A 26,006-nucleotide genomic window follows, 5' to 3' on the forward strand; every position below is an offset into this window, starting at 1 on the left:
GTTTACAGCATTCTTTAAATATAAAAGAATGCTGTAAAACACTTTAATTACTTTAATGGGGCTATTTGACAAACTATTCGGAGGCGGCAAAAAAAAGGTTACCAAAGAAACCGTGGAAACACGCGGGGTTCATATGCCCGATTTAAACATTCCTGTTGATGAAAAATTTACCATCTATTTTAAAAAGAACGGTGGTAAATTCATTTATTGTGATTCTTTTCAAGAGATATCCGAAGCCCTGAACAATATTGTGCAAGAGAATAACTGGGACAACCATCCTTTCTTTGCCATGAACCCCATGCTTCAGAAAAGGTTCGCCAAAGACAACATTAAGTTCACGAACAACACCAACGAAAGTGAAGTCTTTTTTACCACCTGTGAGCACCTTATTGCGCAAAACGGTTCAATACTGGTCTGCTCCAATCAATTAATGGAAAAGAAACTTCATGAGTTACCCGATAATATCATTGTTTTCGCGACAACTAGTCAATTAGTCGAATCTATTGGTGAGGGACTCAAAAAAATAAAGAAAAAACACGGCCATAGTATTCCGGCCAATATCACCACCCTGAAACACTTTCGGGCCACAAACGAAAATTCAGATGACTTTCTAACATACGGTAGTAGTTCCAAAAATCTGTATCTTTTACTTTTGGAAGATCTATAATATGAAAGAAGTATTAAGAAGGGCACTCTCCGGGGCAGTTTATATTATTCTCTTGCTATCAGCGGTATTTCTAAGCTCTGATGCTTTTGATTTCTTATTCATGGCCTTTGGCCTTGTGTGCCTATACGAATACAAAAGGCTCGTACATCTTAAAGGATACCATATTTTCATTGCCTATTTGGCACTTTGGTGGGCGTTTATCTACTTGGTACATGATAAATGGTTGATCAATATTTTAATGTTCCTGACCATATCAACGAACATAGCACTGCTCTTTTTCCTGTTCTCAAAGAAGAAAAGACCTTTTAAATTTCATCATAAATTCATCATAGGCCTGTTCTATATCGGTGGCGGTTGCATCTTTCTCACCATGATACCTTACAAGAACAATGATTTTGCCAAATTATTGATAATGGGTATTTTTATATTGATTTGGGTAAATGATTCTTTTGCTTATGTAGTGGGCAGTACAATAGGGCGTACTAAATTGTTCCCGGCAGTATCACCGAAAAAAACCATTGAAGGCACTTTGGGCGGATTGGTGTTCACGTTGATCGCTGCTTATTTCCTTGGCCGCTACGAACCGATAATCGACCCTGTTCAATGGATGATATTAGCGGCAATAATCGTAATTTTCGGAACCTTGGGCGACTTAATAGAATCTAAATTCAAAAGAAATGCTGGGGTAAAAGACAGTGGAGCCATAATACCCGGCCATGGCGGCCTTCTAGATCGCCTTGACAGCATGGTTTTTGCTGCTCCTTTCGCCTATTTAACGTTAAATATTTTCTCTTATGTTTCATAAAGAAGGCCAAACAATAATCCTAACGACCTTTATTATCGTTGTTGGCATTGTTTTACTGTCAGAGTTCTACATCGTTAACGATTGGCTACGCTGGGGACTACAGGCCATATCAGTACTTGTATTGATCATAATACTTCAATTCTTCAGAAACCCTAAAAGAAGTGCCAACAATCTATTCGACGAAATATTGGCCCCTGTCGACGGTAAGGTTGTTGTCATTGAAGAAGTTCTTGAAACCGAATATTTTAATGACAAAAGGCTTCAGGTATCCATTTTCATGTCGCCTTTCAACGTACATGTAACCCGTTACCCGATCAGTGGTACGATTAAATATTCCAAATACCATCCGGGAAAATACTTGGTTGCCTGGCATCCAAAATCGAGTACGGACAACGAACGTACGACCGTAGTAATCAATACCCCTAAATTTGGTAAAATCCTATATCGCCAAATCGCAGGTGCCATGGCCAGAAGAATAGTGAATTACGCAGAAGAAGGGGAAAGCGTACAACAGGGGGATGATTCAGGTTTTATAAAATTTGGTTCTAGGGTAGACTTATTGTTACCTTTGGATTGTGGTATTGCCGTAAAACTTAACCAAAAGGTTGTCGGTGCCAAAACGTGTATCGCTACCTATGTTGATAAGCATGAAGAAAGAGACTTTACGTAAAAAATTTGATGAAGCAGTGGCTGTTGTCAATAATTACACCGAACCATTGCCTGCCGATCTCTTGCTAAAATTATATGCATATTATAAAATAGCCAATAAAAACTTTGATAATCCAGGAAGCAAAACACCTCTAATCAATGCTTTTAAGGCCAATGCCTTGTTTCAAGCACAGAATATTAGCCGGGAGGAAGCCATGAAGTCTTATATTAAATTAGTAAAAAAGGAATTTAAAGGAGGATAGGGTTTATAACCTATTCATAAAGTTCATTTGTATCGGCCCCACATAGTTCAAAAATAAAATTTCCGACTTTTTGGGTAACATCTTTAAAATAGCGCTCACCTTTTTCTTTGGATGAACTCTTGGGGTTGCCAACACCCGTATCCTCACTAATCTGCGACCATTTGCGCTCTGCCCAAACCCATCCTTCAGAAAACGATTTAATTTTATATTCTTTCGAAGCCCCTGTTCCCCAATGTTCTTTAGGGAGTACCAGTTCCGGTTTCAAATAAAGCATAAGGCTGGTCTCCATTTCATCTGCATGATCACCTTCATGTTCAAAATACTTGGTCTTATCCAAAGATTGGAACCAATTGGAAAAACAAATGAACATTTCAGGGTACCTTAAACCCAATTCCCTTACTAAAGGCTTAAAATTATTACCGCCATGGCTATTGAACAAAAGTAATTTATTTATGCCCTGACGGTTCAGTACCTCAACCACATCACTTAAGATTGCCAATTGGGTACTTGGGTTCAGGTTTATATCCAAATAAATATCACTCTGTCCGGTATTGACCCCGAATGGAACGGTAGGCAAAACAATCACCTTTCCTCCTCTGTCCCAAGCAATTTTGGCCGATTCGGCCGCTAAAGCATCACTTTCAAAAACATCTGTGCCATATGGCAAGTGATAATTATGGGCCTCGGTCGCACCCCAAGGCAAGATGGCCAAATCAAACTTGGCGTTCTTCAACGCCTTCCAATTGGTCTCTGCCAATATATAAGGTCTCATAATAAATGTGGATTAAAAATTAAACAACAATTTTGGCCTGGGATCTATCTTTTTCCAAATAACCAAAATATATTCCGGCCAATATGGTAATTAAAAAATAAACAACGACCATTAAACTACCATACCCAAAATAAGAATCGATACCAAACCAATCTCCTGTAACCCAAATTACCGTTATCCCTACAACCCCACGAAACACTTCTATCCATACCGCATAGTCGACACGATCCATCAAAGAGGTGTAACCGTAAATACCTATAAATACGAAGGCCCCGAACCACAATAAACCATCAAACCCTATAGAAGTGTAGTTATAGAACATGAACAACATTAAAAAAGTGGTGCAAAGCACTTGAAATATGGCGTAACCTTTTAAAAAAGGGGAAGCCTCGGTATCGTACTTTTTAAATTGATAAACATCTTCAATTATCGAAATAGGATAGTTTTCCTTAACATCGTCGGGGCGCCAACCAGTAGGCATAAACCAAATGCGAATTTTGTCCCAATAATTTCGGGTACGCCAAGCGTCTTTTATCAAACGCCATAAATGCTGGAAATTTATAACAATGGGGTTCCATGTCGAGGCAGGCTTTAAAACGCCATATTGCGGTGGAACGTCCTCCAATTCCTCTTGAAAGGTACCGAACCAACGATCCCATACACAAAGAATCTGACCAAGGTTCTTATCAATATACTCAGGATTTATTGCATGGTGCACCCGATGTTGGGAAGGGGTAACAATAATATATTCCAACCAACCCATTTTACCAATATGTTGTGTATGGTACCAAAATTGGGCGAATAAATGAATAGGGGCAAGAATAGCGATTACATTGTTAGGCACACCCGCTATGGCCGCAGGAATCAATAATAAGGGAAAATATCCCAATAAATTGGATATGGATTGCCTAAGGGCACACGCAAGGTTAAATTCTTCACTACTATGGTGTATGACATGCTGATTCCAGAAAAAATTTATTTTATGGCTCAATCGGTGATTCCAATACCCAGCAAAATCAATAACCAAAAAGGCCACCAGCCATACCAACCAGGTCGATTCAAGTGAAAACATAGCCAAATGCTCCAACAAAAAGGGGTAAGTGACGATTATAACACCTATTCCCAAAGAATCCTTGACTATATTGGTTAATCCAGAACTTATACTGGAAACCGAATCGAGTACCTTGTGTTTTTGATTTTTTACAAAATAGCCATATACCATTTCTACCCCCAATAACACCATAAAAAAAGGGATGGCATATAAAAGTGCCTTAGCATAAGTTTCCATTATTGACAATTTAGCAACGAAATATACCAATAATTAAGGAAATCATTTATTTTTCACCTAAATTGGTCTTAAGTATAAATCCCCGACCGTGCACATTTTCAATTTTGATTGTAGGATCTTGTGCTAAATACTTTCGTAAATGGGTCACAAACACATTTAAACTCTTTCTATTGAAATAATCATTGTTCCCCCAAAGGGTTTCCAATATCCCTTTATGTTCACAAAGTTCATTCGGATGGGAAGCCAAATATTTAAGTAACTCACTTTCACGTGAAGTCAGATGGACAACCTTCGATTCAAAAAACAATTCCTGGGTTGAACTGTTCAACCGATACATTCCGATATTGAATATTGAATTTTCATCTATGTGTCCCGAGGATCTTTTTAATCTATCTAGAAGTGACAAAATACGCACTACCAATTCCTCCTCGTCTATGGGCTTTTTAAGGTAATCCAAAGCACCGAGTGAAAATCCTTTTAAAACATCGACTTTCAGCGATCTTGCCGTTAGAAAGATAAAAGGAAGTGAAGGATACTCTTTTGAAATATTCGCAGCAAGGGTAAAACCATCCACCCGAACCATCATCACATCCAAAATAGCCAAATCGAACCTATTGTTTTGAATAAGATCAATAACCTTGGCAGGCTCTTTTTCCCATATAATATCGAAATCCTTCATCCTTAGGTATTCGGTAAGCAAATACCCTAAAGAGGCATCATCCTCAACCAATAAAATACTATATTTTTTTCCCATGTTTATACAATGGTATTTTTAGGATTATCGTTGTCCCCTTATTTATTTCACTATTCAAGTCAATCTTTCCGTTGTGTTTTTCGATTACCCTCTTAACATAACTAAGCCCAAGGCCATACCCTTTGACGCCATATTTATTTCCATCGGAAACCCGATAATACTTTTGAAAAACCAACTTTTGGTCCCTTTTATCTATCCCCCTTCCATTGTCTGAAATACGAATGATCAATTTCCCTTTTTGAACAAGGGAAACCATTTCAATTTTCGGTTCTTCACTATATTTTTTAGCATTTTCCAATAGGTTGTTGATCGCATTTTCCAAATGGGCCACCTCTGCCTTAATCCGGTAAGGTCCCGCTGCCAATAGATACTCAAAATGTACTTCCTCAAAGGAGGTTAGCGTCTTGAATTCTTTACAAAAATCCTCTAAAATAGGCTCGAAATCGACAACTTCAAAATTGAATATGCTTTGCCTTTCCTCAAAACTGGCCAATTCCAACACCTTGTCGATATGATTTTTCAATCGTTCTACCTGCTGCCTAATTATATCCAAAACAGGTGCTTTTTCCTCGGGTACATCACCCTCCAACATTTTGGATGCCAGACCAATGGAGAACACCGGTGTCTTTAGTTCGTGCGTAAGATTATTAATGAATTCATTAGTTGTGGTTATGATATTCCGCTGCCAATAATATGTTCTTAGGATCCATAAAATTGCAACTATGATTCCAAGTATAAACAATAGGCTAGGCACGGTCAACCCGTTCAGTTTGGACAGGTAATAACTGTCCAAATTCCTAAACTTCAACTCCAGGATCACATCCGTACCCATTAAAGTTGGCAAGTACCCTTTGATCTCAATAGGGTAGGTTACCAATTCGGCCGTACGCTCATAGACTTCGGGCGATTTAATATAATGGGCAGAATCCCTGGTCACTAATCGATAGGTAAAATCGGCCTCAATACCATTTTCCACCAATTTCTCCGTTATAAAGTCATTTAAAAAATGGCTCGAAGCATCTCTTAAACTATCGACACTGATATTAAAATACAAACTATCTTCCTCAATGGCGTTAGCAAGCAGAAAAGTCAATTTATTCTTCGTTTCCAGGGTATTCCTGATATTCTCACTCGCCAAACCGATTTTACTGCTGAATTGTAACTTGGCCAAATTAATACCGATCCTCAAATATTGGTACTGCACAATCGCAAGACCCAAAATGGATACGATGAAAACTATGGTATAAATATTACGTTTCTTCAAAATTTGCTGAAATAAGTTATAAAAATAGGTTTCTCATCGCGCATTTTAATTTTTTGTTCATCTAATTAACTTTTCATTAATCCTTTTTAATTTTTGATTAATCCCATACTATTCATCTTCACACTATATTGATCCTGATTTAAGTTGAGTTAAATCCTAGAATAAAAAGGGCCAGTCATTTTGGTAATATGATAGGCCCTTTTTATTTGAACTGACACTCCCCCTGCGCAGAAGCTTTTCAACAACTAAAAAAAAATCATATGAAATCTTCAAAATCAAAGACAGTATTCCGTCTTATTGTCATTTTATTATTGTCCACATTTCCTTGTAGGGGACAAGGTTGTGTTGCCGTTAGGCATTTTTCATCCTGTTTGGGGGCTACATTAGAGAACAACCTTTTTCATACCGGGGATTTACAAATTGGAATGAACTACAGGTATTTTGAATCATTTAGACATTTTAGGGAATTGGAAGAAGAGCCCGACCGTTTGGCCAACGAAACCGAAGTTATCAATAATGCACATGCTTGGGATTATTCCCTAACTTATGGCATTAGCCCACGGCTTTACACTAGTATCACGATACCATTTGTAATTAACACTAGGTCTTCGCTGTATGAACATGGACGAGAGGAGCGCCATACTACCTTTTCTCGGGGGTTGGCCGATATGCGTTTTGGTTTAGGATATTGGTTGCTGAACTTGGAGAAAAACCCCAATGGTAACATGGCAGTTGGTTTGGGAATGAAACTCCCTACCGGAAATTATAATGCATCTGACATTTTTTATAATGTAGGACCTGAAAAAAGTTCTCAGGTACGACCTGTTGACCAATCTATCCAACCTGGTGATGGGGGATTTGGAATTACTTTGGATTTTCAATTTTACATGAAAGTCAAAAACAATTTATTTACCTACGGCGGGGGATTTTATTTGGTGAATCCGAAAGAAGTCAATGGTATACGAACCTTTCGGGAAACCTTGAGTCCCCTATTGGAAAACGAAGCTATAATGGCCGTTCCCGATCAATTCTCGATTCGGACCGGATTGAGTTATAACCTGTCGACACCTTTCTCAACTTCTTTAGGTGCTCGATATGAAGGTGTTCCGGTTAAAGATATAATTGGGGGGAATAATGGATTTAGAAGACCTGGAAATGTATTTTCCGTAGATCCTGGCATCGACTTTTTCAAAAATAGTATGGCTTTGACCTTGAACGTACCTTTCGCCATACGAAGGGAGAGACCTCAAAGCGTTACGGATAAAAAGACAGAAGCACTTACCGGCAATCCTCGAAATGGTGATGCAGCCTTTGCTGATTACCTTATCAACTTTGGTATTTCTTACCGATTTACTCAAAACAAACTAAAATTGGACCCTGCCCTCCTACAGGAATTTAAAAATTAACAACCAAAAAACCACCAAAATGAAAGTAACGTACATATTCATCAAAAAAAATATGATGCCTATCGCTATTGGTATTGTTTACCTATGGTTTGGGGCTTTAAAATTTTTTCCGGATATCAGTCCGGCCGAAGACTTGGCAAAAACCACCATACATGAACTGACTTTCGGACTTATTCCTTCCGATATAACCATCCTCCTATTGGCTTTTTGGGAGATCACCATTGGTATATTACTTATCCTCAACGTCTACAAAAGAATGATTTACTGGGCCGCGATAATCCATATCACCCTAACATTCACCCCTTGGCTCTTTTTTCCATCGGAAGTGTTTAAGAACAACTACTTCCAACTTACGCTCCTTGGACAGTATATCGCTAAAAACATAGTTATTTTGGCTGCTTTGGCTGTATTGCTCAAAGAGGAAAAAACAAAGGAAGCCAGTGTTATTACCCAAAAGGAAATGATGTGACATTACTTATAAGGTATCACATTTAAAACATGATCAATGGCTTTTAGTCTTGCCTCGGTTTTCTTATCGGCTTCAATTCTTACCCAAGGTGCATGTTCTGTATTCGTGTCTTTCAGCATTATCTGCTTGTATCGCGTATACTCATCCCATAAATCCTGGGCCTTCTCATCTACAGCGGACAATTTCCACCTTTTTAAATCACTTTTACGAATATCCTCAAAACGTTTTTCCTGTTCTTCCTTGGAGATGGAAAAATAAAACTTGATCAAATAAGTGTTCGATTCAATGATCATCTTTTCAAAATCATTAACCTGACTCATGAACCTATTGTACTGTTCTTCTGTACAAAATCCATTTACAGGTTCCACAACCGCCCTATTGTACCAACTACGATCAAAGAACACGATTTTACCCGGTTTTGGCAACTTATTCACATACCGCTGAAAATACCATTGGCCTTCCTCATCTTCCGTGGGTTTGTTCAAAGCGACTATTCTATAATATCTTGGATTGATATGGGCGGCCATCCTACGAATAGCACCCCCTTTACCAGCAGCATCCCTACCCTCGAAAATAATCACGATCTTTTTTTTGTTCTCTATGGCCCATGCCTGAAGCTTTACAAGTTCGGCCTGTTGCTCCCTTAAGCGTAATTCATATTTTATGTCGATCAAGGCTTTCTCCAAATCGATTTTCTTGTTTGCAAACAAACATCTTAAACCTAGTTTGGAATTAAGTAATTCCAAATCGTCTTTGGTCAGGGTTATATCTTTTACTTCCTTCATGTTAAATATCGATTTGTTTGGCATTTCTATAATAACGCACGATAACGTTCGGGTCTGGCTGTATTAAATTAGAGATATCTTCCTTGTCGGAATAGTCGAAATGCGACAATAAATAACGCATACTCTCCAATCTTGCCGTTTTCTTATCGTTAGTCTTCACGATTATCCAAGGAGAAAAATTAGTATGGGTCTTGGTGAACATTTGTTCTTTATAATAGGTGTATTTGTCCCATAGTTGTTGCCCCATTTTATCCACTGGACTGAACTTCCATTGTTTTAATGGGTTTTTTAACCTAGCATTGAATCTTTTGCTTTGAACTTCTTTAGAGATAGAGAACCAAAACTTAATGATGATAACACCATCCTCGTACAACATATGTTCAAATTCAGGAACCTGCACCATGAACTGGTTGTATTGTTCTTTATTACAAAAGCCCATGACCGGCTCAACAACGGCCCTATTGTACCAACTACGATCAAAAAAAACTATTTCACCGGGGTTGGGCAATTCTTTTATATACCTTCGGAAATACCATTGTCCCCTTTCATTATCCGTAGGTTTAGAAAGTGCCACGACACGAGAGGACCTAGGGTTCAAATGCTCCCTGAACCGTTTGATGGAACCTCCTTTACCTGCGGCGTCGCGACCTTCAAAAAGGACAGCTACCCTTAATTGATTCTCGGTGATGTACTGTTGAAGGTTCACCAGTTCACTTTGCAGCTTACTCAATTCTATTTCGTACTTCAGATTCCTGACAACATTATCTATATTAACGTTCTTCTTTTTGGCAATGGCCACTAGATCCTTTCTTGTTTTGGCCGAGTGCAAATCTTCTGCTGTAAATTTCATGTATGGTAATATTATTTTCTAAAAATACGAAATTGGGCAAATCAAGGGTTTACCCAAATTCATGTTCGGACAAATGATAAATAGTTTATAAAACGAGGTTGAGACGGGCTAACTAAAAAGGGCCGATCATAATATGGGCCCTATGTGTACCAGGATCCATTAGCCAAGGCATTCCTTTCGCATGTGGCTTTATGGGCAATCCGGTTTCTTCAGGCGTGGCAAAAGGTGTATAGATCACATACCTGAACTGCCCATCTTTGAGCAATCCGGTGGTTTTGTCATAATTTTCTTCCTTACCAAAATAAATATATGTCATACTGGGCGCTTTGGGCATCGGTATTTTACCTGAAGCAACCTCCGCTCCGCGAATCTCTCGTTTTTCCTTGGTGTTCTTACCTTCGACCGTTAGTTCCCTGCCACGTGCCATAAAGGGCTCTAGCTTTTTAGAGTAACAGGATACACTTATTCCTTCTTTATTGGGGTCATCCCCGATACAAACAAGGTTGTTCGTCCCTTCCCGTAATACGACCATTTCACCCGATTCATTATAACCATATACCATGGCAGCATCCCTATCTTCTTCCGGAGCAGGGAGCACAGCGGTCTGTATTTGTATTTCATTGGGTAGAATTTCTACCTTTTTCTGGGCAAAAATCCCAACAGAAATCAAAGAAAAAATAAAAGGGACAAATTTTATCATAAGAAAATGTTTTTCTTAAAGATAATAATCTGTCCCTAAAATCTGTAATTAAAGATTTAAAAATCCTATATCCCTTATTTTACTTTGGTCGTGAACATTTTTTGCCCTTCCAAATAACCTACCATTTCATCACCGGAATTTACCTGACCAGCACCTTTGGCCGGTGTGCCCGACAATAGTACGTCACCAGGGTTCAAGGTCATTATTCCAGATACATAAGCAATCATTTTTGCCACACTTGTAATCATAAGGCGACTATTACCTTTCTGGGTCTCAACACCGTTTACGGTCATTGAGAAATTGATGTTCTGTACATCGGGAAATTGGGTAATTGGCAAAAATTTCGAAATTGGTGTTGCCCCATCAAAACCTTTTGCCAGTGCCCATGGCCCTTTATTGGGTTCCCGGCTTTTCTTTAAAACATCCTTGGCAGTTAGATCATTTGATAATGCAACGGCATCTACAAAGGACAGCGCATTTTCAACCGTAGCATTTTTGCAGGTCTTTCCAATTCTAAAGGCCAACTCTACCTCATACCAAACATCATTTGAAAAAACCGGCAACTCCAAATCCTCATCATTTTCCAAAAGTGATGAGTCTGGTTTTGTGAAAATCATTGGAATTACCTCTCCTTCGGGCAATTCACTCAAATTATTTACATAGTTCTTACCTATTGCTACTATTTTCATAATCTTTATATAGTTTACTATTTTAAACTTGCCAAACTCTTTTGCAAGGTTGCTATTTTAGCCTCTGCATCGGCCTGTTTCTTACGCTCAATGGCTATGACATTTTCCGGGGCATTATTTACGAAACGTTCATTGGATAATTTCTTTTGAACGGATTTTAAAAAGCCTTCGGTATATTTCAATTCCTCTTCGATCTTATTTATTTCCGCTTCGATATCAACAGCTCCACTGATAGGTATAAAATATTCATTACTTTTTACCCTAAAAGTAAGTGCCCCTTCTACAGCGGCATCAACATAGGAAATATCGGAAACATTGGTCAATTTTTTAATAACCGCATCCCACTTCCCTTTGTCATTTTCAGTATTAAGCACCAAAAGTTCCAAACTTTCTTTCATGGGAATGTTCTTTTCTTTCCGAACGGTACGAATACCGGAAATAACCTCAGATGCAAATTCGAATTGCCTGATCAATACTTCATCTACTTTATCCATTTTTGGCCATTGCGCAACTACCAAAGCCTCTTCAGGAGTACGCTCCGCAATGTGTTGCCACACCTCTTCTGTCAAGAAAGGCATAAAGGGATGCAATAATTTAAGGTTATTCTCAAAAATACCTATTACCTCATCAAAGGATGTCTTATCTATAGGTTGTTGATAGGCAGGTTTAATAATTTCCAATAGCCAAGAACTATAATCGTCCCAGATCAACTTGTAAATCGCCATTAAAGCATCGGATATACGATACTTACTAAAATGATCTTCAATTTCTGCAAGGGTCTGGTTGAATTTAGCCTTGTACCACTCTATTCCCAGTTTAGAGGCTTCGGGCTGGGGTAAATCTTTAACCTCCCAACCTTTTACCAACCTAAAGCCATTCCATATCTTATTGGCGAAATTCTTTCCTTGTTGGCATAGATCCTCGTCAAACAACAAATCGTTCCCGGCAGCTGAACTCAGCAAAAGTCCGACACGAACCCCATCCGCGCCATAATTTTCAATCAACTTCAAGGCATCTGGTGAATTACCCAAGGATTTGGACATCTTACGTCTTTGCTTATCACGGACAATACCAGTGAAATAAACATTTTCAAAAGGTTTTTCATCGCGATATTCATATCCTGCGATAATCATACGAGCCACCCAGAAGAAAATAATATCCGGTCCGGTGACGAGATCACTTGTAGGGTAATAGTATTTGATATCCTCATTCTCTGGTTCCAAGATTCCGTTGAATACGGTCATGGGCCACAACCACGAAGAAAACCAGGTATCGACCACATCGGCATCCTGTCTTAAATTTTCTAAGACCAATGAGGTATCACCGCACTTTTTCTTGGCCATTTCCAAAGCTTCTTCTTTAGATTCCGCTACAACAAAATCGTTTTGTCCATCGCCAAAGTAATAAGCCGGGATCTGCTGTCCCCACCATAATTGCCTTGAGATGTTCCAATCCCTGATGTTCTCCATCCAGTGGCGATAGGTATTCTCGAATTTTTTAGGAAAAAAATTGATTTCATCGGTCTCTAACACAGATTTAATGGCCGGTTTTACCAAATCTTCCATTTTCAGGAACCATTGTTCTGACAATCTCGGTTCAATAACAGCCTTGGTCCTTTCCGAAGTACCTACTTTGTTAACGTAGTTTTCGGTTTTGACCAAAAACCCTTTTTCTTCAAGTTCTTTTTTTATTTCCTTACGAACCACAAAACGATCTTTACCCTGGTAATGCATCCCAAAACTGTTCATAGTGGCATCCGCATTGAAAATATCTATGGTCTCTAAATCGTGCTTCTCACCCAAGGCCTTGTCATTGATATCATGGGCCGGAGTTACTTTTAAGCACCCTGTACCAAATTCGATATCAACATACTCATCCTCGATTATCGGAATGGCCCTATTACAGATAGGAACTATGGCTTTCTTGCCTTTTAAATGGGCATACCTTTCATCGTTCGGATTAATACAGATTGCCGTATCGCCCAAGATGGTTTCAGGACGGGTGGTGGCTATGGTCACTTTTTCATCAGAGCCTTCTATAGGATAGGACAAATAATATAAAAGCCCTTGTTTTTCCTCATAGATCACTTCCTCATCCGATAAGGTGGTTTGTGCCTCGGGATCCCAATTCACCATACGGTACCCCCTATAAATCAACCCCTTATTGAACAGATCAACAAATACCTTGATGACCGAGGCAGACATGGTTTCGTCCATGGTAAAAGCCGTACGGTCCCAATCACAGGAACACCCCAATTTCTTCAATTGCTCAAGGATAACCCCTCCATATTCATGCGTCCAATCCCAAGCATGTTTTAAAAATTCCTCCCTAGTAAGATCGGCTTTATTTATTCCATGCTCTTTAAGTTTGGCCACAACTTTTGCTTCCGTAGCGATAGAGGCATGATCGGTACCCGGTACCCAACAGGCATTTTTGCCCTGCAAACGGGCCCTACGGATCAATACATCTTGTATGGTATTGTTGAGCATATGGCCCATATGCAGTATTCCGGTAACATTTGGTGGCGGAATTACGATACTATAAGGTTCGCGATCATCCGGTGTTGAATGAAAATAGTTATGGTTCATCCAGTAATCATACCAGTGATTCTCTACCTTTTGAGGCTCATATTTAGAAGGAATATCCATTTTTTGGAACAGTTTTTGTAAAATGATTAAATCGGTATGCAAAAATAAACCGAAAAGATATGTTAAATTGCATTTTTTAAAGGGTTTTTGGCCCAATTATAAATACGAAACAAAAATAAGTAACGTTATTACATAACAAAAACAATTTTGGACGTTCATTTAAAAAGATTAATTTTGAAATTCACCCTAAATATTTAATGATGAAAAAAATAGTACTTGTATTATTTGTAGGACTATTAGGATTTAGCCTAACCGCCCAAGAAACCAAAGCGAAAATCGAGTTTAAATCCGAAACTGTTGACTACGGTCAAATAACCAAAGGCAGTGATGGGGTACGCGTGTTCGAATTCACGAACACAGGAGATGCACCTCTTATCATAAGCAAGGTCAGTTCTAGCTGCGGATGTACAATTCCAAAAAAACCGGACGGACCTATTTTACCAGGCAAAACCGGAGAAATCCAAGTGAAGTACGATACGAACCGTGTAGGTCCTATCAGAAAAGCCATTACCGTTATCTCAAATGCGGAAACGCCAACAAAGGTCTTAAAGATCAAAGGAGAGATAAAAGCCACAGGAACTAAATAGTTTAACCTATTTCTTGATATATACCCTGATTACGGATATTTTCGTAATCAGGGTTTTTTATGCTTGAACAAATCCTCTAGGACGAAAGAAAACAAAAGATCCCGATTATACCTTTCTATCAGCACCTTTATCCTTTTTCCTTTTTTTTCATCGAGCATTTGAATTATTTCCTGGATTTTATATTTATGAACGCTCTTGCCATTTACAGCAAGTATAACATCGCCTTCCTTCAATCCTGCAGTTTCGGCCGGGCTACCGGCCCTAATTCCCGAAACTATAATTTCGGGGACCAAACTTAATCGCGTACGGTCCTGAAACAAAATCTGCACATTGCCGAACGAAGAATCATCGCTTTTAACCACCCCATGACCACTTGATAGGCGCTGGGACACCATACGAACTCCATCATGCTGTAAGGTAATACCGCTTAAATTATAATGGAAGGGTGATTTGAACATATTGTTCTTTCTTAAAGTTACTTTCCGGTTGGGGTAATCAAAAACAATATTGAACCGTTTCAACACTTCACCCCCTATACTACCGTTCCTATTTCCAAAATTTTTAATCGATGCGAACGAACGGGTATCAGGGAATGCCGCTTTGGCATCCTTAAGGATAAAACTACCTATTTGAATGCTGTTTACCTTTGTACGCTTACCGAAAATATTTCCACTTAATCCTTTACCTAAAAAATCATCATAGTGGGCTTCTGGTATACCGATTTCATCATCCTCAAACAGCCATATGGCATCCGTACTCCCAGTATCAATCAAGAGGTGCACTGGAATATCATCCACATCATCGACCAAAACATTGGCATCTAGATAGGCTTTTCTCCTGTGAATGGTCATAGGCAAGGTCTCAGACCTTTTATCCTTTTTGTACGTATAAAACTTTGGGTCATAAAATTTCATGGTCCTTGTGGCATAATTAATGTCTACCACAAAATCCCGAAATAGATCGTACCCGATAATACCATGTACGGGGATTCCCAAACTCGTTGAAAAATTCAGGCTTTTATCAATGACCACATAAAGTAATTGTTTTCGGTTCTCAATATTTTTTAAAGTGAAGGTATTGCCCCGTGAACTCAAGGCTTTGATCGATTCACCCTCTCCCAATCCCCTGATCTTTATTTCGGAAACATTATTGATCTGAATGGAGTCTTGATCGGTTATGTTAAAAAGAATAGGCTGGTTCACCCCACTATCCAACATAAAGGAAAGTTCGGTCCCATTCACCTCAATAGGCAGAATAATCAAGTTATTGACCAGTTGGAATTTTATTTTTTGGAATTTCTTGCCTTCGGGCAATTCAAAGGTCTGGCCCATTCCCAAAACTGGAAAAATGAGCAACAAAATCCAAAAAAAAGACCTAAAACCCCTCATAACAACCTCAACCTCTTATGGTTGCCCTTCAATTTACACAAAAAATACCATAAAACCCTGTTATTTAACATTTTAAAAACAAGTGAAATAAACCGTGGTACGGTTGTATTGTAGACAATGATTTCTCATTTTTGTTTAAAATTAAGAGCATATGCCATCTATTTCGAAAAAAGGGTTTTCAATGCCCGAATCACCTATTCGCAAATTAGTCCCTTATGCCGAAAAGGCAAAAAAGGGAGGAGCTAAGGTGATCCATTTAAATATTGGTCAACCCGATATCAAAACCCCTCAAATAGCTCTGGATGCGGTAAAGAACAATACGCTTTCGGTATTGGAATACAGCAGGACCGAAGGTTCGGAGGTTTATCGTGAAAAACTGGCTTCCTATTACTTGAAAAATGAAATAAACGTATCCGCACAAGATATTATAGTTACAACCGGTGGATCCGAGGCACTATCCTTCACAATGGGCAGTATTGCCGATACGGATGATGAAATAATAATCCCGGAACCTTTTTATGCGAATTATAACGGATTTGCGACCGCAATGGGAATTAAGGTAGTCCCTGTGGTTTCCCAAATCGAAAATAATTTTGCCCTTCCCCTTATTGATGAATTCGAGAAACTCATTACACCGAAAACAAAAGGCATCCTCATTTGCAATCCCGGAAACCCCACTGGCTATTTATACACACGGGAAGAAATAAAAAAATTATCCGCCATTGCCAAAAAACATGACCTCTACCTAATTGCGGACGAAGTTTACAGGGAATTCACCTATGATGGAAAGGAACATTATTCCATACTTCAAGAACAGGGAATGGAAGATCATGCCATAATCGTCGATTCGGTTTCCAAAAGATATAGTATGTGCGGTGCCCGGATCGGTTGTCTGGTAAGCAAAAACAAGGAAATAATAAAAACGGCCCTTAAATTCGCCCAGGCCCGTTTATCACCTCCTACTTATGCGCAAATCGCAAGTGAAGCAGCCTTGGAAACACCACAAAGTTATTTTGATGATGTAAAAACTGAATATGTATCCCGGAGAAACCTTCTCATTTCGGAATTACAACAAATAGACGGCATCAAAATCGGTCATCCACATGGGGCCTTTTACTGTATTGCCGAACTTCCCATAAAAGATTCCGATCATTTCGCACAATGGTTGTTGGAAGAATTCAGGGTCAATGGGGAAACGGTCATGGTGGCGCCTGCCGCAGGTTTTTACGCCTCGGAAGGTCTGGGCAAAAACCAAATACGAATAGCCTATGTCCTGGACAAGGAAAGCCTAAAAAGGGCCGTATACATTTTAAAGGAAGCATTAAAAGTTTATAAGGACCAATAATGAACGTCCAAGAGAATATTTCCCTAAAACCATATAACACCTTCGGTATTGACGCCAAGGCCAGGTTTTTTATTGAAATCAGTTCAATAGCGAACCTAAAAAAAGCCCTTCAATCAGAAATACACCCAGACCTGTTCATAATCAGTGGGGGAAGCAATATGTTGATTACCAAAGATATAGATGCCCTTGTTTTACATATGAACATCAAAGGCAAGGAAATACTAAAGGAAGACGACGAACATGTCTACCTTAAGGTCATGGGTGGTGAAGAGTGGCACGACACCGTTCTTTGGTGTTTAGAGCAAGATTACGGTGGACTTGAAAATTTATCCTTGATACCGGGACGAATAGGTACCGCTCCCATTCAAAATATCGGGGCCTATGGCATAGAACTCAAAGACACCTTTGTTAGTTGCGAGACCATGGCGATAAATGACCAAAGCATTAAGGTCTTCACCAAGGAAGATTGCCAATTTGGATATAGGGAGTCCTATTTCAAAAATGAAGGAAAGAACAAGTACATCATAACCTCGGTCATTTTAAAACTGACCAAAAAGAACCATGAACTGAATACCTCTTACGGTGCCATAGAATCCCAGTTGGCGGCGTGGGAGATCAACAACCCTACGATCCAGGACATATCAAAAGCCGTCGTGGCCATTAGGGAAAGTAAATTACCAGACCCCAAAGTATTGGGAAATAGTGGTAGTTTCTTCAAAAACCCCATACTTTCAAAAAAGGAATTCGATATTTTCATTAACGAACATCCCGAAGCCAAATATTACAAAATATCCGATGGAACCTATAAGGTGCCTGCAGGTTGGTTAATAGAACAATGCGGATTTAAAGGAAAACGATTCGCGGATGCTGGGGTACACAAGAACCAAGCTTTGGTATTGGTGAATTATGGCAATGCAACCGGTCAGGAAATTATAGGATTGGCTCATAAGATCATTGATGCCGTTTTCGAAGCCTATGGTATTCGTATAAGTCCGGAAGTCAATATAATAAAATAACCCCTGCTAAAGAATAACAGGGGCTATACCAAACCAAACTAACCAAAAATAAAATGTACAAGTACCAATTGTACATCTATATAATTAAAACTTTAAGATAACGCTAGCCATAACAATCAATTTTATAAATTAGCGTTTAAAGGATATACGGTAACAATCGTTTGATTGGATGACGAGGGCATAATTTTTTTCGAAGCCAAACGAATACATGAGCGCACTTCTGGAAAAGCATATTGTTGAATTACTGCAAGAACGGGACGAAAAGGCCATTTCGCTCCTGTACGAACATTATGGGGATACCTTGTACGGTGTAGCTAAAAAAGTGGTCCGGGATGAAGAATTGGCCCAAGACGTGTTACAGGAAAGCTTTGTGAAAATCTGGAAAAAATCAGATTCTTATGACGCCTCAAAGGCAAAATTGTTTACTTGGTTGTTCAGGATTACCAGAAATACGGCCATTGACAAATTGCGTAGTGTGAACACAAAAACGGATAAGGAAATCCAAATGGATGTTTCTGACGTATATAATTTAGGTGTTGATAGCATCAAGCCTGAATTTATGGATGTTCGCGAGAACTTGGACAAAATAGAGGAAAAGTACCAAATTGTACTCGAAGCCCTATTTTTCGAAGGAATGACCCAACAGGAAGCCAGTGACGAACTGAATATTCCCTTAGGGACCATAAAATCAAGATTAAAGATCGGCCTCAGGGAATTAAAGAAAATCTACGGCCCTTCGATGATGCTGGTACTCCTTCTAAATCTGATGTAATGAAAGAAAAGATAAAAATATTCCTAGATTCCGATTTACTTGAAAAGTATTTATTGGGAACAACCAATGATCAGGAATCCTTACAAGTAGAACGGTACTTGGCCATGTACCCTGAAGTTAGGGACACGTACAATGAACTCCAGGACAACTTGGAGATTTATGCCAAGTTACACGCCATTAAAACCCCAGATGGTTTAAGAAACAAGATAATGGCCCGTATCAAATCTGAAAACGCAAGTAGAAGAAAATTCTTCAGGTATGCCATGGCGGCCAGTTTTGCCGCTATCATGTTCGCAGGAGCTTCTTATTTCCTTTGGAACCAAAACCAAAGCCTACAAGAAGAGAATATCATTGTGAACAACAAGATCGAAACCCTGAAAGAGGATATGAGACTCGAATTGGAAGATGTTCGTAACCAATTCATTGTATTGAACAACCCACAGACCAAAAGGTACAATGTAAAAGGCAACAACAACGCCAAGGATTTAAAAGCTGTTGCCTATATTAATCCGGTAAAAAAGTTATCTTATATCAATGTAAAGAAACTTCCGCATATTTCGGACAATCAAAGTTTTCAAATGTGGGCCGAGGTCAATGGTGAAATGATCAATCTGGGTATCATTGATGAAGCAGCAGGTAAAGAAAAATTACTTGCCCTGCCCTATGCCGACAAGGCCGTGAGTTATATTACTATTGAGCAAAAAGGTGGCAACCAAACCCCGACTGTGGAGAACATCGTTGCGAAAATAGATTATTAGCATCTTAAAAATACACCATATTTTACTGAGCCCTAACTTTATTGTTAGGGCTTTATTTTTATATCTTTGTACAAAATTTCAATATGAAACTGATTCTTTTGACAATTGGTCTTTTAGCAGTAGCCTTTGCAGGTATTGCCATTAAAATATGGTCTAAGAAAAATGGGCGTTTTGCCGGAACATGTGCAAGCCAAAGTCCTTTCCTGAACAAAGATGGGGAAGCATGTGGCATGTGCGGTAAATTACCTGGTGAGCGGGATTGCGAGAAAGAAGCCGCTGCCGAACTACACTAAAACACCCCAACCAAAGGGTATATATTCCTGTTCTGATGTGAATAATACTGAAGACACCTTACTTGTTACCATACACAAGGCGAAAATGGGCAACCAAATGGCCTTCAGTAAATTATTGGATACTTTTTGGAACGATGTTTACGGCTTTCAACTTAAACGCACTGAAAACGAAAATGATGCCGAGGACATTACCATACAGACCTTTTCAAAAGCCTTTGATAAAATCGACACCTATGACGAGTCTTACAAGTTCAAGACTTGGTTGATTACGATTTCCAAGAACATTCATGTTGACTTGGTCCGAAAAAGAAAAAGAAACGTCTTGGAAAGTGGATCCAACAATGATGCGATTTCCAAAGTATTGGACGATGCCCCTACTGCTGAGGACAACCTTATAATTGAACAGAATTTGGCCACCCTATTGCAGAACATCAAAAAATTAAAACCGCATTACCAAGAAGTAATCAACCTTCGCTATTTTCATGAGTTAAGCTATGCTGCCATAGCCACTGAACTGAATGAACCCATTAATAACATAAAGGTGAAGTTGTTGAGGGCCAAAAAATTGCTTGCCGAAATCATTAAAAAAAAGAAATAAACTACCGTACCTCCTATCAAAACGCCTTTATTTATAAGGATTTCATTACTTTTTTGTGGATGGACGGTACATTATTTTGTTCGTATATTTGTAGAAAATTGAATTATGTCCGTAGACAGTGTTATACCTCCAGCAGGCAAGCCAAAATGGCTGCGCGTAAAATTACCAACAGGGAAAAAATACACCCAATTAAGGGGTTTGGTAGATAAATATGAACTGAATACCATTTGCACCTCGGGCAGTTGTCCAAATATGGGGGAATGCTGGGGTGAAGGCACCGCTACCTTCATGATATTGGGTAATATATGTACGCGCTCATGTGGCTTTTGTGGTGTACAGACCGGTCGACCTTCAGCGGTTGATTGGGCCGAGCCCGAAAAAGTTGCGAGATCTATTAAATTAATGGAAATAAAACACGCGGTAATAACCTCAGTTGACCGTGATGACCTTAAGGATATGGGATCCATAATCTGGGCAGAAACGGTAAAAGCCATTAGAAGAACAAGCCCACAAACCACCTTAGAGACACTTATACCCGATTTTCAAGGCATTGAAAGGCACTTGGACCGTATTGTCGAAGTAGCACCCGAAGTGGTATCACACAACATGGAAACCGTAAAAAGACTAACTAGGGAAGTACGTATACAGGCCAAGTACGAAAGAAGTTTGGCTGTATTGAGATATTTACATGACCAAGGGGTTAACCGAACCAAATCGGGAATAATGTTAGGGCTCGGGGAACTCGAAGAAGAGGTCTTTGAGACCATGGAAGACCTAAGGGATGCCAAGGTAGATGTCCTTACCATTGGACAATATCTACAACCTACAAAAAAACATTTGCCCGTTCAGGAATTCATATTACCTGAACAGTTTAAGAAATATGAAGAAGCCGGACTAAAAATGGGCTTCAGACATGTTGAAAGCGGGGCATTGGTACGCTCATCCTATAAGGCACACAAGCACATACATTAATAGGCGTAGACCTTTTAGGCCCACGTAATAAAATAGGACCATTCCTATGAAAAAAGTTAATATCGGTATAAACGGGTTCGGTAGAATTGGCCGTACCCTATTTAGATTACTGAACGAACACCCGCACCTGAATGTTGTTGCCATTAACGATCTGGCAAATGCAAGAACCCTGTCCCATCTACTTAAATACGACAGTATTCATGGTGTTTGGAGTAACGAAATATCACATGACACGGAAAATATCATTGTTAAGGGCAAAAAAATACATTTATCCAATGCCATGTCTCCCCAAAACATACCATGGTCCGACCACAAAGTGGATATAGTTATAGAATGCAGTGGTAAATTCAAAACAAGGGAAACGCTACAACATCATTTGAACAATGGGGCAAAAAAGGTTATACTTTCGGTTCCCCCACTCGAAGAGACAATAAAAATGATCGTATTTGGGGTCAATGAAGGTTCCATTGGACCAGAGGACGACATTATATCCAATGCCTCTTGTACCACGAATAATGCCGCTCCCATGATCAAGGTAATCAAGGATCTATGTGGAATTGAACAGGCTTATATTACCACCATACACTCCTATACAACTGACCAAAGTTTGCATGACCAGCCCCACAATGACCTAAGAAGGGCTCGGGCAGCTTCACAATCCATTATCCCTACAACTACAGGCGCAGCCAAGGCCTTAACAAGGATTTTCCCCGATTTGGCCAATGTAATCGGGGGGTGTGGCATTCGCGTACCGGTTCCGAACAACTCTTTGACCGACATAACATTCAATGTTAAAAGAGAGACCACAATCCAAGAAATTAATACTACTTTTAAGGAGGTGGCTCTGAATGAATTAAAAAATATACTTTTTTATACAGAAGACCCGATAGTATCGGTTGACATAAACAATACTTCTTACTCTTGTACGTTTGATTCTATGATGACATCCGTAATAGGAAAAATGGTAAAGATTATTGGTTGGTACGACAATGAAACCGGATACAGTAGTAGAATTATTGACGTAATCAACTTATTGATAGAAAAAAGATACGTTTGAATCTAAAGATAACAAATACATTACGTAAGAATATAGCCATGTTTTTGGTTGTTTTCTCTATTTCGGTGAATGGGTTTACGCAAAAGAATGAAATTCTCGATGATGTGGAAGTCCATTTTAATGAGGCAAGGACCTATAGAAACCAAAACAAAATAGACCTTGCACTTGAATCCTTGGACAAGGCAGCCCTTTTGGCTGAGGAGAACAAAGATGTAAAACAACTGATAGACAGTTACAACATGTTTGCCCTGACCTATTTAAAATTAGATAAGGTCAATACCACCAAATACTACTGGGACCGCGCAAAAGTACTATTGGGCGAAGTACAATACCCTTATGGGGATGCTTATTATAAATACATAGAAGCCATTCTCCTTTTTAGGGAGAATCAGAATTTCCAGGCCATTTTCATGCTTAACGAAGCAAGACAACTGAGCAATGACCGAAATTTTTTCAATAACCTATTACTTACAGAAGGTGAGATTTATTTAAATCTGGATAAATACGAAAGTGCTGCCAAGAATTTCAATTCTTTGATTGTGAACACCGATATTTATGAAAAGCAATATCTTACTACCAGGGCCTATTTGGGACTTGCAGAAACCAAACTAAGGACCAGGAATTATGAAGAAGCCATTAAAAATGCCCACAGTGCCCTACAATTGGCCAACCAATATGGTTTTGCCGTCGAGATCGTAGACGGAAATAAATTACTAGCTGAAGCCAATGAAGAAGAAGGAAACTATGAAAAGGCCTTAATAGCTACCCGCAATCTTTATACGGCCAAAGATTCTCTTTTTAGTTTGGAGAAATTGAACCTCATCACAAAAACGGCAGACGAGATCCATAGCGAAAACATGGCCAATGAAATAAAACGACAGGACAATCTCATAGAAGAACTGGGTAAATCAGCGAACAGATCCGAGATAACGGCCATTTTAACCTCCGGATTTTTAATAATCATATCCCTGCTTGCAGTTTCCCTGTACAGAAATAATCAGATAAAACTAAAGACCAACGATCTTTTACATACTAAAAACAGTGAATTACAAGCTGCTAGGGACGAGGCCGTAAGCGCCATGGAAGCTAAGACCAATTTCCTATCCACTGTTAGTCACGAATTAAGGACACCACTTTATGCAGTTACAGGTCTTACCCACTTACTATTGGAGGAAAACCCAAATGAAAACCAAATAGAACATCTAAAAGCTTTGAAATTTTCGGGGGACTACCTACTCAATTTCATCAATGACATTCTTCATATCAACAAAATAGATGCCGATAAGTTAGAGCCTTTGATCATGGAGTTCAATCTTAAAAGACTTTTAAAAGAAGTTATAGATTCCCTTCAACAAAGCGCTAAAGGAAATAACACCAAGCTTATCTTGGATTATGATGAAAGTATTCCTTCCCATTTAATGAGCGATCCTTTAAAGCTTTCCCAAGTTTTTATGAACCTGATCGGAAATGCCCTGAAATTCACTAAAAACGGTGAAGTCTCGGTACAAGCCCAATTGGTACATAAAGAAGAGGAAGATGTTACCTTATATTTTGAAGTCAGGGACAATGGTATCGGTATATCCCATGAACAACAAGAAAAAATCTTTGAAGGATTTGAACAAGGATCTATACAAATCAACAGGGAATATGGTGGTACCGGCCTTGGTCTTACTATTGTAAAAAGTCTCTTGGGACTATTTGACAGTAAAATCAAATTGACGAGTGAATTGGGAGAAGGTAGTGCTTTCTTCTTCGAATTAAAATTAAAAAGCAAGGACAATATCATTGATGATATACCTTTTGAAATAGCTCAACAAGAATATGACTTCAAAGGGCTACATATAATGATCGTTGAGGACAACAAGATAAACCAGGTCATCACCAAAAAAATGCTGTCCAAAAAAGAGATTACTGCCGATATTGCCAACAATGGGACAGAAGCCATAGAACTAGCCCAAAAAAATACGTATGATGCCATCTTAATGGATATCCATATGCCTGGCATAAGTGGCGATGAAGCAACTATAGAGATTCGTAAATTCGATAAGACCACTCCGATTATTGCCCTTACAGCCATTTCATTGGACGATAGTTTGGAAAGCTTTTTCGCAGCTGGCTGTAACGATGTGGTTACCAAACCTTTTAAACCAGAGATTTTCTATCAAAAAATCGGGGAAAATATTTTTGGCAAACAAGAAAACCCCAAGCCTATTGCATAACGCCTTCTATGGCAGTATTCAATAAGGTAGCACCTTCATCCAGAAATACGTGTTTCACCCGTATGTAATATAAATTCTTGACCTTGCCCTTTAACCTGGCAAAATCCTTCTCCGTGGTCAAGACCAATGATCTGGAGTTGAACAGTTCAATTTCTGAATTGCTGAAAAAATGATGGTCCCTATATTCCATATGCTCAAGATCCAACCCTTTATTTTTCAAATACACCATTAAAGGTTTCGGGTTGGCAATACCTGTAACCAAGGTAACCTCCCTTCCCTTCAAATCTCCCAAATTCTTATGGCCGGTTGTACTTTTGAGTTCTTCGTCATATTGCAGGGTACTGAACAGTACTTTTTGATCGGTCTTTGGATGAAGTAACTTTTTAATTTTGTGCTGGTCATCCCCAGTCAGGTTTCCGGGGCATTTGGTCACAACAATCATATGGGCACGGCGAGACTCTTTTTTTGCATCCCTCAAATTCCCTGTTGGCAAATACCAATCCTTGGCATACAAATTATCATACGCAGTTAGCAATATTGAAAAAGTCGGTTTTACCTTTCGGTGTTGAAAGGCATCATCCAAAAGGATTACATCGGGACCAACCGACTGTTCCAGATTTAAAATACCATTGCATCTATCCCCATCAACGGCAACCGTAATTTCTGAAAACTTATTCAAGATTTGAAAAGGCTCATCCCCGATTTCCTCGACGGCACTCTGTACAGTAGCCTGCACGAACCCATTTGATTTTCGCCCGTATCCCCTACTCAATACGGCAACCTTATAGGAATCTTTCAGGTTTTTGACCAAATATTCGATCATGGGTGTTTTTCCCGTACCACCAACACTGAGGTTACCAACGCAAATTGTCGGGGTCTTAAAAGACCTACTTTTAAAAAAACCTATGTCGTACAGTACATTACGTACATATACCACAAGGGCATAAACCAAAGAAACGGGAAAAGCTATTTTTCTGAGCAGTTGCATTAGAA

The 26,006-nt window shown here is 39.1% G+C and carries 27 protein-coding genes; 16 read left to right on the forward strand and 11 right to left on the reverse strand.

Features of this window, described 5'->3' with window-relative positions:
• Positions 1-55 precede the first annotated feature (55 nt).
• The 4 genes from R3X28_RS18760 to R3X28_RS18775 are packed head-to-tail and all read left to right on the forward strand — an operon-like array spanning position 56 to position 2,383.
• Complete coding sequence (locus tag R3X28_RS18760) at positions 56-667, forward strand: LUD domain-containing protein (protein ID WP_317666388.1); 612 nt, start codon at positions 56-58, stop codon at positions 665-667.
• 1 nt (position 668) lies between these two features.
• Complete coding sequence (locus R3X28_RS18765) at positions 669-1,472, forward strand: phosphatidate cytidylyltransferase (protein WP_317666390.1); 804 nt, start codon at positions 669-671, stop codon at positions 1,470-1,472.
• On the forward strand, positions 1,462-2,142 hold the full coding sequence (locus R3X28_RS18770; RefSeq protein ID WP_317666392.1) for a phosphatidylserine decarboxylase family protein: 681 nt from the start codon (positions 1,462-1,464) through the stop codon (positions 2,140-2,142). Before R3X28_RS18765 ends, R3X28_RS18770 begins: the two co-directional genes overlap by 11 nt.
• Positions 2,120-2,383: an acyl-CoA-binding protein gene (locus R3X28_RS18775; RefSeq protein ID WP_317666394.1), complete on the forward strand. Its 264-nt coding sequence runs from the start codon at positions 2,120-2,122 to the stop codon at positions 2,381-2,383. Before R3X28_RS18770 ends, R3X28_RS18775 begins: the two co-directional genes overlap by 23 nt.
• A 10-nt stretch (positions 2,384-2,393) precedes the next feature.
• On the opposite strand, the gene R3X28_RS18780 is transcribed toward R3X28_RS18775, so the two are convergent.
• From R3X28_RS18780 to R3X28_RS18795, 4 genes are read right to left on the reverse strand one after another with little or no spacing between them, the layout of a single operon-like run.
• Positions 2,394-3,155, reverse strand: a complete 762-nt coding sequence (locus R3X28_RS18780; protein ID WP_317666396.1) for a creatininase family protein — start codon at positions 3,153-3,155, stop codon at positions 2,394-2,396.
• Positions 3,156-3,174: 19 nt separating this feature from the next.
• On the reverse strand, positions 3,175-4,443 hold the full coding sequence (locus R3X28_RS18785) for a sterol desaturase family protein (protein ID WP_282057029.1): 1,269 nt from the start codon (positions 4,441-4,443) through the stop codon (positions 3,175-3,177).
• A 46-nt stretch (positions 4,444-4,489) separates the two neighbouring features.
• Positions 4,490-5,197 (reverse strand): response regulator transcription factor, encoded by a 708-nt coding sequence (locus R3X28_RS18790; RefSeq protein WP_154367859.1) that lies wholly within the window; start codon positions 5,195-5,197, stop codon positions 4,490-4,492.
• Entirely contained in the window at positions 5,181-6,461 is a 1,281-nt protein-coding gene (locus R3X28_RS18795) for a sensor histidine kinase (protein WP_154367858.1), read from the reverse strand. The genes R3X28_RS18790 and R3X28_RS18795 overlap by 17 nt, the downstream gene beginning before the upstream one ends.
• Before the next feature lie 260 nt (positions 6,462-6,721).
• Between R3X28_RS18795 and R3X28_RS18800 the strand changes: the two genes are divergently transcribed.
• Positions 6,722-7,867, forward strand: coding sequence for a transporter (locus R3X28_RS18800; protein WP_317666399.1), 1,146 nt, complete (start codon positions 6,722-6,724; stop codon positions 7,865-7,867).
• Between the two features lie 19 nt (positions 7,868-7,886).
• Complete coding sequence (locus tag R3X28_RS18805) at positions 7,887-8,336, forward strand: doxx family protein (protein WP_246200187.1); 450 nt, start codon at positions 7,887-7,889, stop codon at positions 8,334-8,336.
• A 2-nt stretch (positions 8,337-8,338) separates the two neighbouring features.
• On the opposite strand, the gene ppk2 (R3X28_RS18810) is transcribed toward R3X28_RS18805, so the two are convergent.
• The 5 genes from ppk2 (R3X28_RS18810) to R3X28_RS18830 form a co-directional block, all read right to left on the reverse strand.
• Positions 8,339-9,121, reverse strand: a complete 783-nt coding sequence (gene ppk2, locus R3X28_RS18810) for a polyphosphate kinase 2 (protein ID WP_317666401.1) — start codon at positions 9,119-9,121, stop codon at positions 8,339-8,341.
• A gap of 1 nt (position 9,122) precedes the next feature.
• A complete protein-coding gene (gene ppk2, locus R3X28_RS18815; protein ID WP_154367852.1) occupies positions 9,123-9,971 on the reverse strand; it encodes a polyphosphate kinase 2 in 849 nt (282 codons plus the stop codon).
• Between the two features lie 112 nt (positions 9,972-10,083).
• The gene (locus R3X28_RS18820; protein ID WP_317666404.1) at positions 10,084-10,671 is read right to left on the reverse strand and encodes a hypothetical protein; all 588 of its coding nucleotides are present in this window, start codon (positions 10,669-10,671) and stop codon (positions 10,084-10,086) included.
• 74 nt (positions 10,672-10,745) lie between these two features.
• Positions 10,746-11,360, reverse strand: a complete 615-nt coding sequence (locus R3X28_RS18825) for a fumarylacetoacetate hydrolase family protein (RefSeq protein ID WP_317666406.1) — start codon at positions 11,358-11,360, stop codon at positions 10,746-10,748.
• 17 nt (positions 11,361-11,377) lie between these two features.
• Positions 11,378-14,008 carry a valine--tRNA ligase gene (locus tag R3X28_RS18830; protein ID WP_317666407.1) on the reverse strand — a complete coding sequence of 877 codons (2,631 nt, stop codon included), beginning with the start codon at positions 14,006-14,008 and terminating at the stop codon, positions 11,378-11,380.
• 197 nt (positions 14,009-14,205) lie between these two features.
• Here R3X28_RS18830 and R3X28_RS18835 point away from each other — a divergent pair, with 197 nt between their 5' ends.
• On the forward strand, positions 14,206-14,595 hold the full coding sequence (locus tag R3X28_RS18835) for a DUF1573 domain-containing protein (RefSeq protein WP_154367844.1): 390 nt from the start codon (positions 14,206-14,208) through the stop codon (positions 14,593-14,595).
• Between the two features lie 47 nt (positions 14,596-14,642).
• Here R3X28_RS18835 and R3X28_RS18840 read toward each other — a convergent pair whose 3' ends face one another.
• Complete coding sequence (locus tag R3X28_RS18840; RefSeq protein ID WP_317666409.1) at positions 14,643-15,926, reverse strand: aspartyl protease family protein; 1,284 nt, start codon at positions 15,924-15,926, stop codon at positions 14,643-14,645.
• A 208-nt stretch (positions 15,927-16,134) separates the two neighbouring features.
• On the opposite strand from R3X28_RS18840, the gene R3X28_RS18845 reads away from it, so the two are divergent.
• From R3X28_RS18845 to R3X28_RS18885, 9 genes are all read left to right on the forward strand, one after another.
• Positions 16,135-17,328, forward strand: a complete 1,194-nt coding sequence (locus tag R3X28_RS18845) for a pyridoxal phosphate-dependent aminotransferase (protein ID WP_317666410.1) — start codon at positions 16,135-16,137, stop codon at positions 17,326-17,328.
• Entirely contained in the window at positions 17,328-18,344 is a 1,017-nt protein-coding gene (murB, locus tag R3X28_RS18850) for a UDP-N-acetylmuramate dehydrogenase (protein ID WP_317666412.1), read from the forward strand. The genes R3X28_RS18845 and murB overlap by 1 nt, the downstream gene beginning before the upstream one ends.
• 208 nt (positions 18,345-18,552) lie before the next feature.
• On the forward strand, positions 18,553-19,116 hold the full coding sequence (locus tag R3X28_RS18855) for an RNA polymerase sigma factor (RefSeq protein ID WP_282057018.1): 564 nt from the start codon (positions 18,553-18,555) through the stop codon (positions 19,114-19,116).
• Positions 19,116-19,874: an anti-sigma factor gene (locus R3X28_RS18860; protein ID WP_317666414.1), complete on the forward strand. Its 759-nt coding sequence runs from the start codon at positions 19,116-19,118 to the stop codon at positions 19,872-19,874. The genes R3X28_RS18855 and R3X28_RS18860 overlap by 1 nt, the downstream gene beginning before the upstream one ends.
• Positions 19,875-19,957: 83 nt before the next feature.
• Positions 19,958-20,167, forward strand: coding sequence for a membrane or secreted protein (locus R3X28_RS18865; RefSeq protein WP_154367832.1), 210 nt, complete (start codon positions 19,958-19,960; stop codon positions 20,165-20,167).
• Between the two features lie 37 nt (positions 20,168-20,204).
• Complete coding sequence (locus R3X28_RS18870) at positions 20,205-20,765, forward strand: sigma-70 family RNA polymerase sigma factor (RefSeq protein ID WP_317666417.1); 561 nt, start codon at positions 20,205-20,207, stop codon at positions 20,763-20,765.
• Positions 20,766-20,870: 105 nt separating this feature from the next.
• The gene (lipA, locus tag R3X28_RS18875) at positions 20,871-21,737 is read left to right on the forward strand and encodes a lipoyl synthase (RefSeq protein WP_154367830.1); all 867 of its coding nucleotides are present in this window, start codon (positions 20,871-20,873) and stop codon (positions 21,735-21,737) included.
• Between the two features lie 46 nt (positions 21,738-21,783).
• Positions 21,784-22,794 carry a type I glyceraldehyde-3-phosphate dehydrogenase gene (gene gap / locus R3X28_RS18880; RefSeq protein ID WP_154367828.1) on the forward strand — a complete coding sequence of 337 codons (1,011 nt, stop codon included), beginning with the start codon at positions 21,784-21,786 and terminating at the stop codon, positions 22,792-22,794.
• Positions 22,791-25,013 carry an ATP-binding protein gene (locus tag R3X28_RS18885; RefSeq protein WP_317666420.1) on the forward strand — a complete coding sequence of 741 codons (2,223 nt, stop codon included), beginning with the start codon at positions 22,791-22,793 and terminating at the stop codon, positions 25,011-25,013. The genes gap and R3X28_RS18885 overlap by 4 nt, the downstream gene beginning before the upstream one ends.
• On the opposite strand, the gene lpxK is transcribed toward R3X28_RS18885, so the two are convergent.
• Positions 25,003-26,001, reverse strand: a complete 999-nt coding sequence (gene lpxK / locus R3X28_RS18890) for a tetraacyldisaccharide 4'-kinase (protein ID WP_317666421.1) — start codon at positions 25,999-26,001, stop codon at positions 25,003-25,005. The two genes, R3X28_RS18885 and lpxK, sit on opposite strands and share 11 nt — an antisense overlap.
• Between the last annotated feature and the right edge of the window lie 5 nt (positions 26,002-26,006).

The sequence above is a fragment of the Maribacter sp. TH_r10 genome (assembly GCF_033101095.1).
GTDB classification, from domain to species: Bacteria; Bacteroidota; Bacteroidia; order Flavobacteriales; family Flavobacteriaceae; genus Maribacter_A; species Maribacter_A luteus.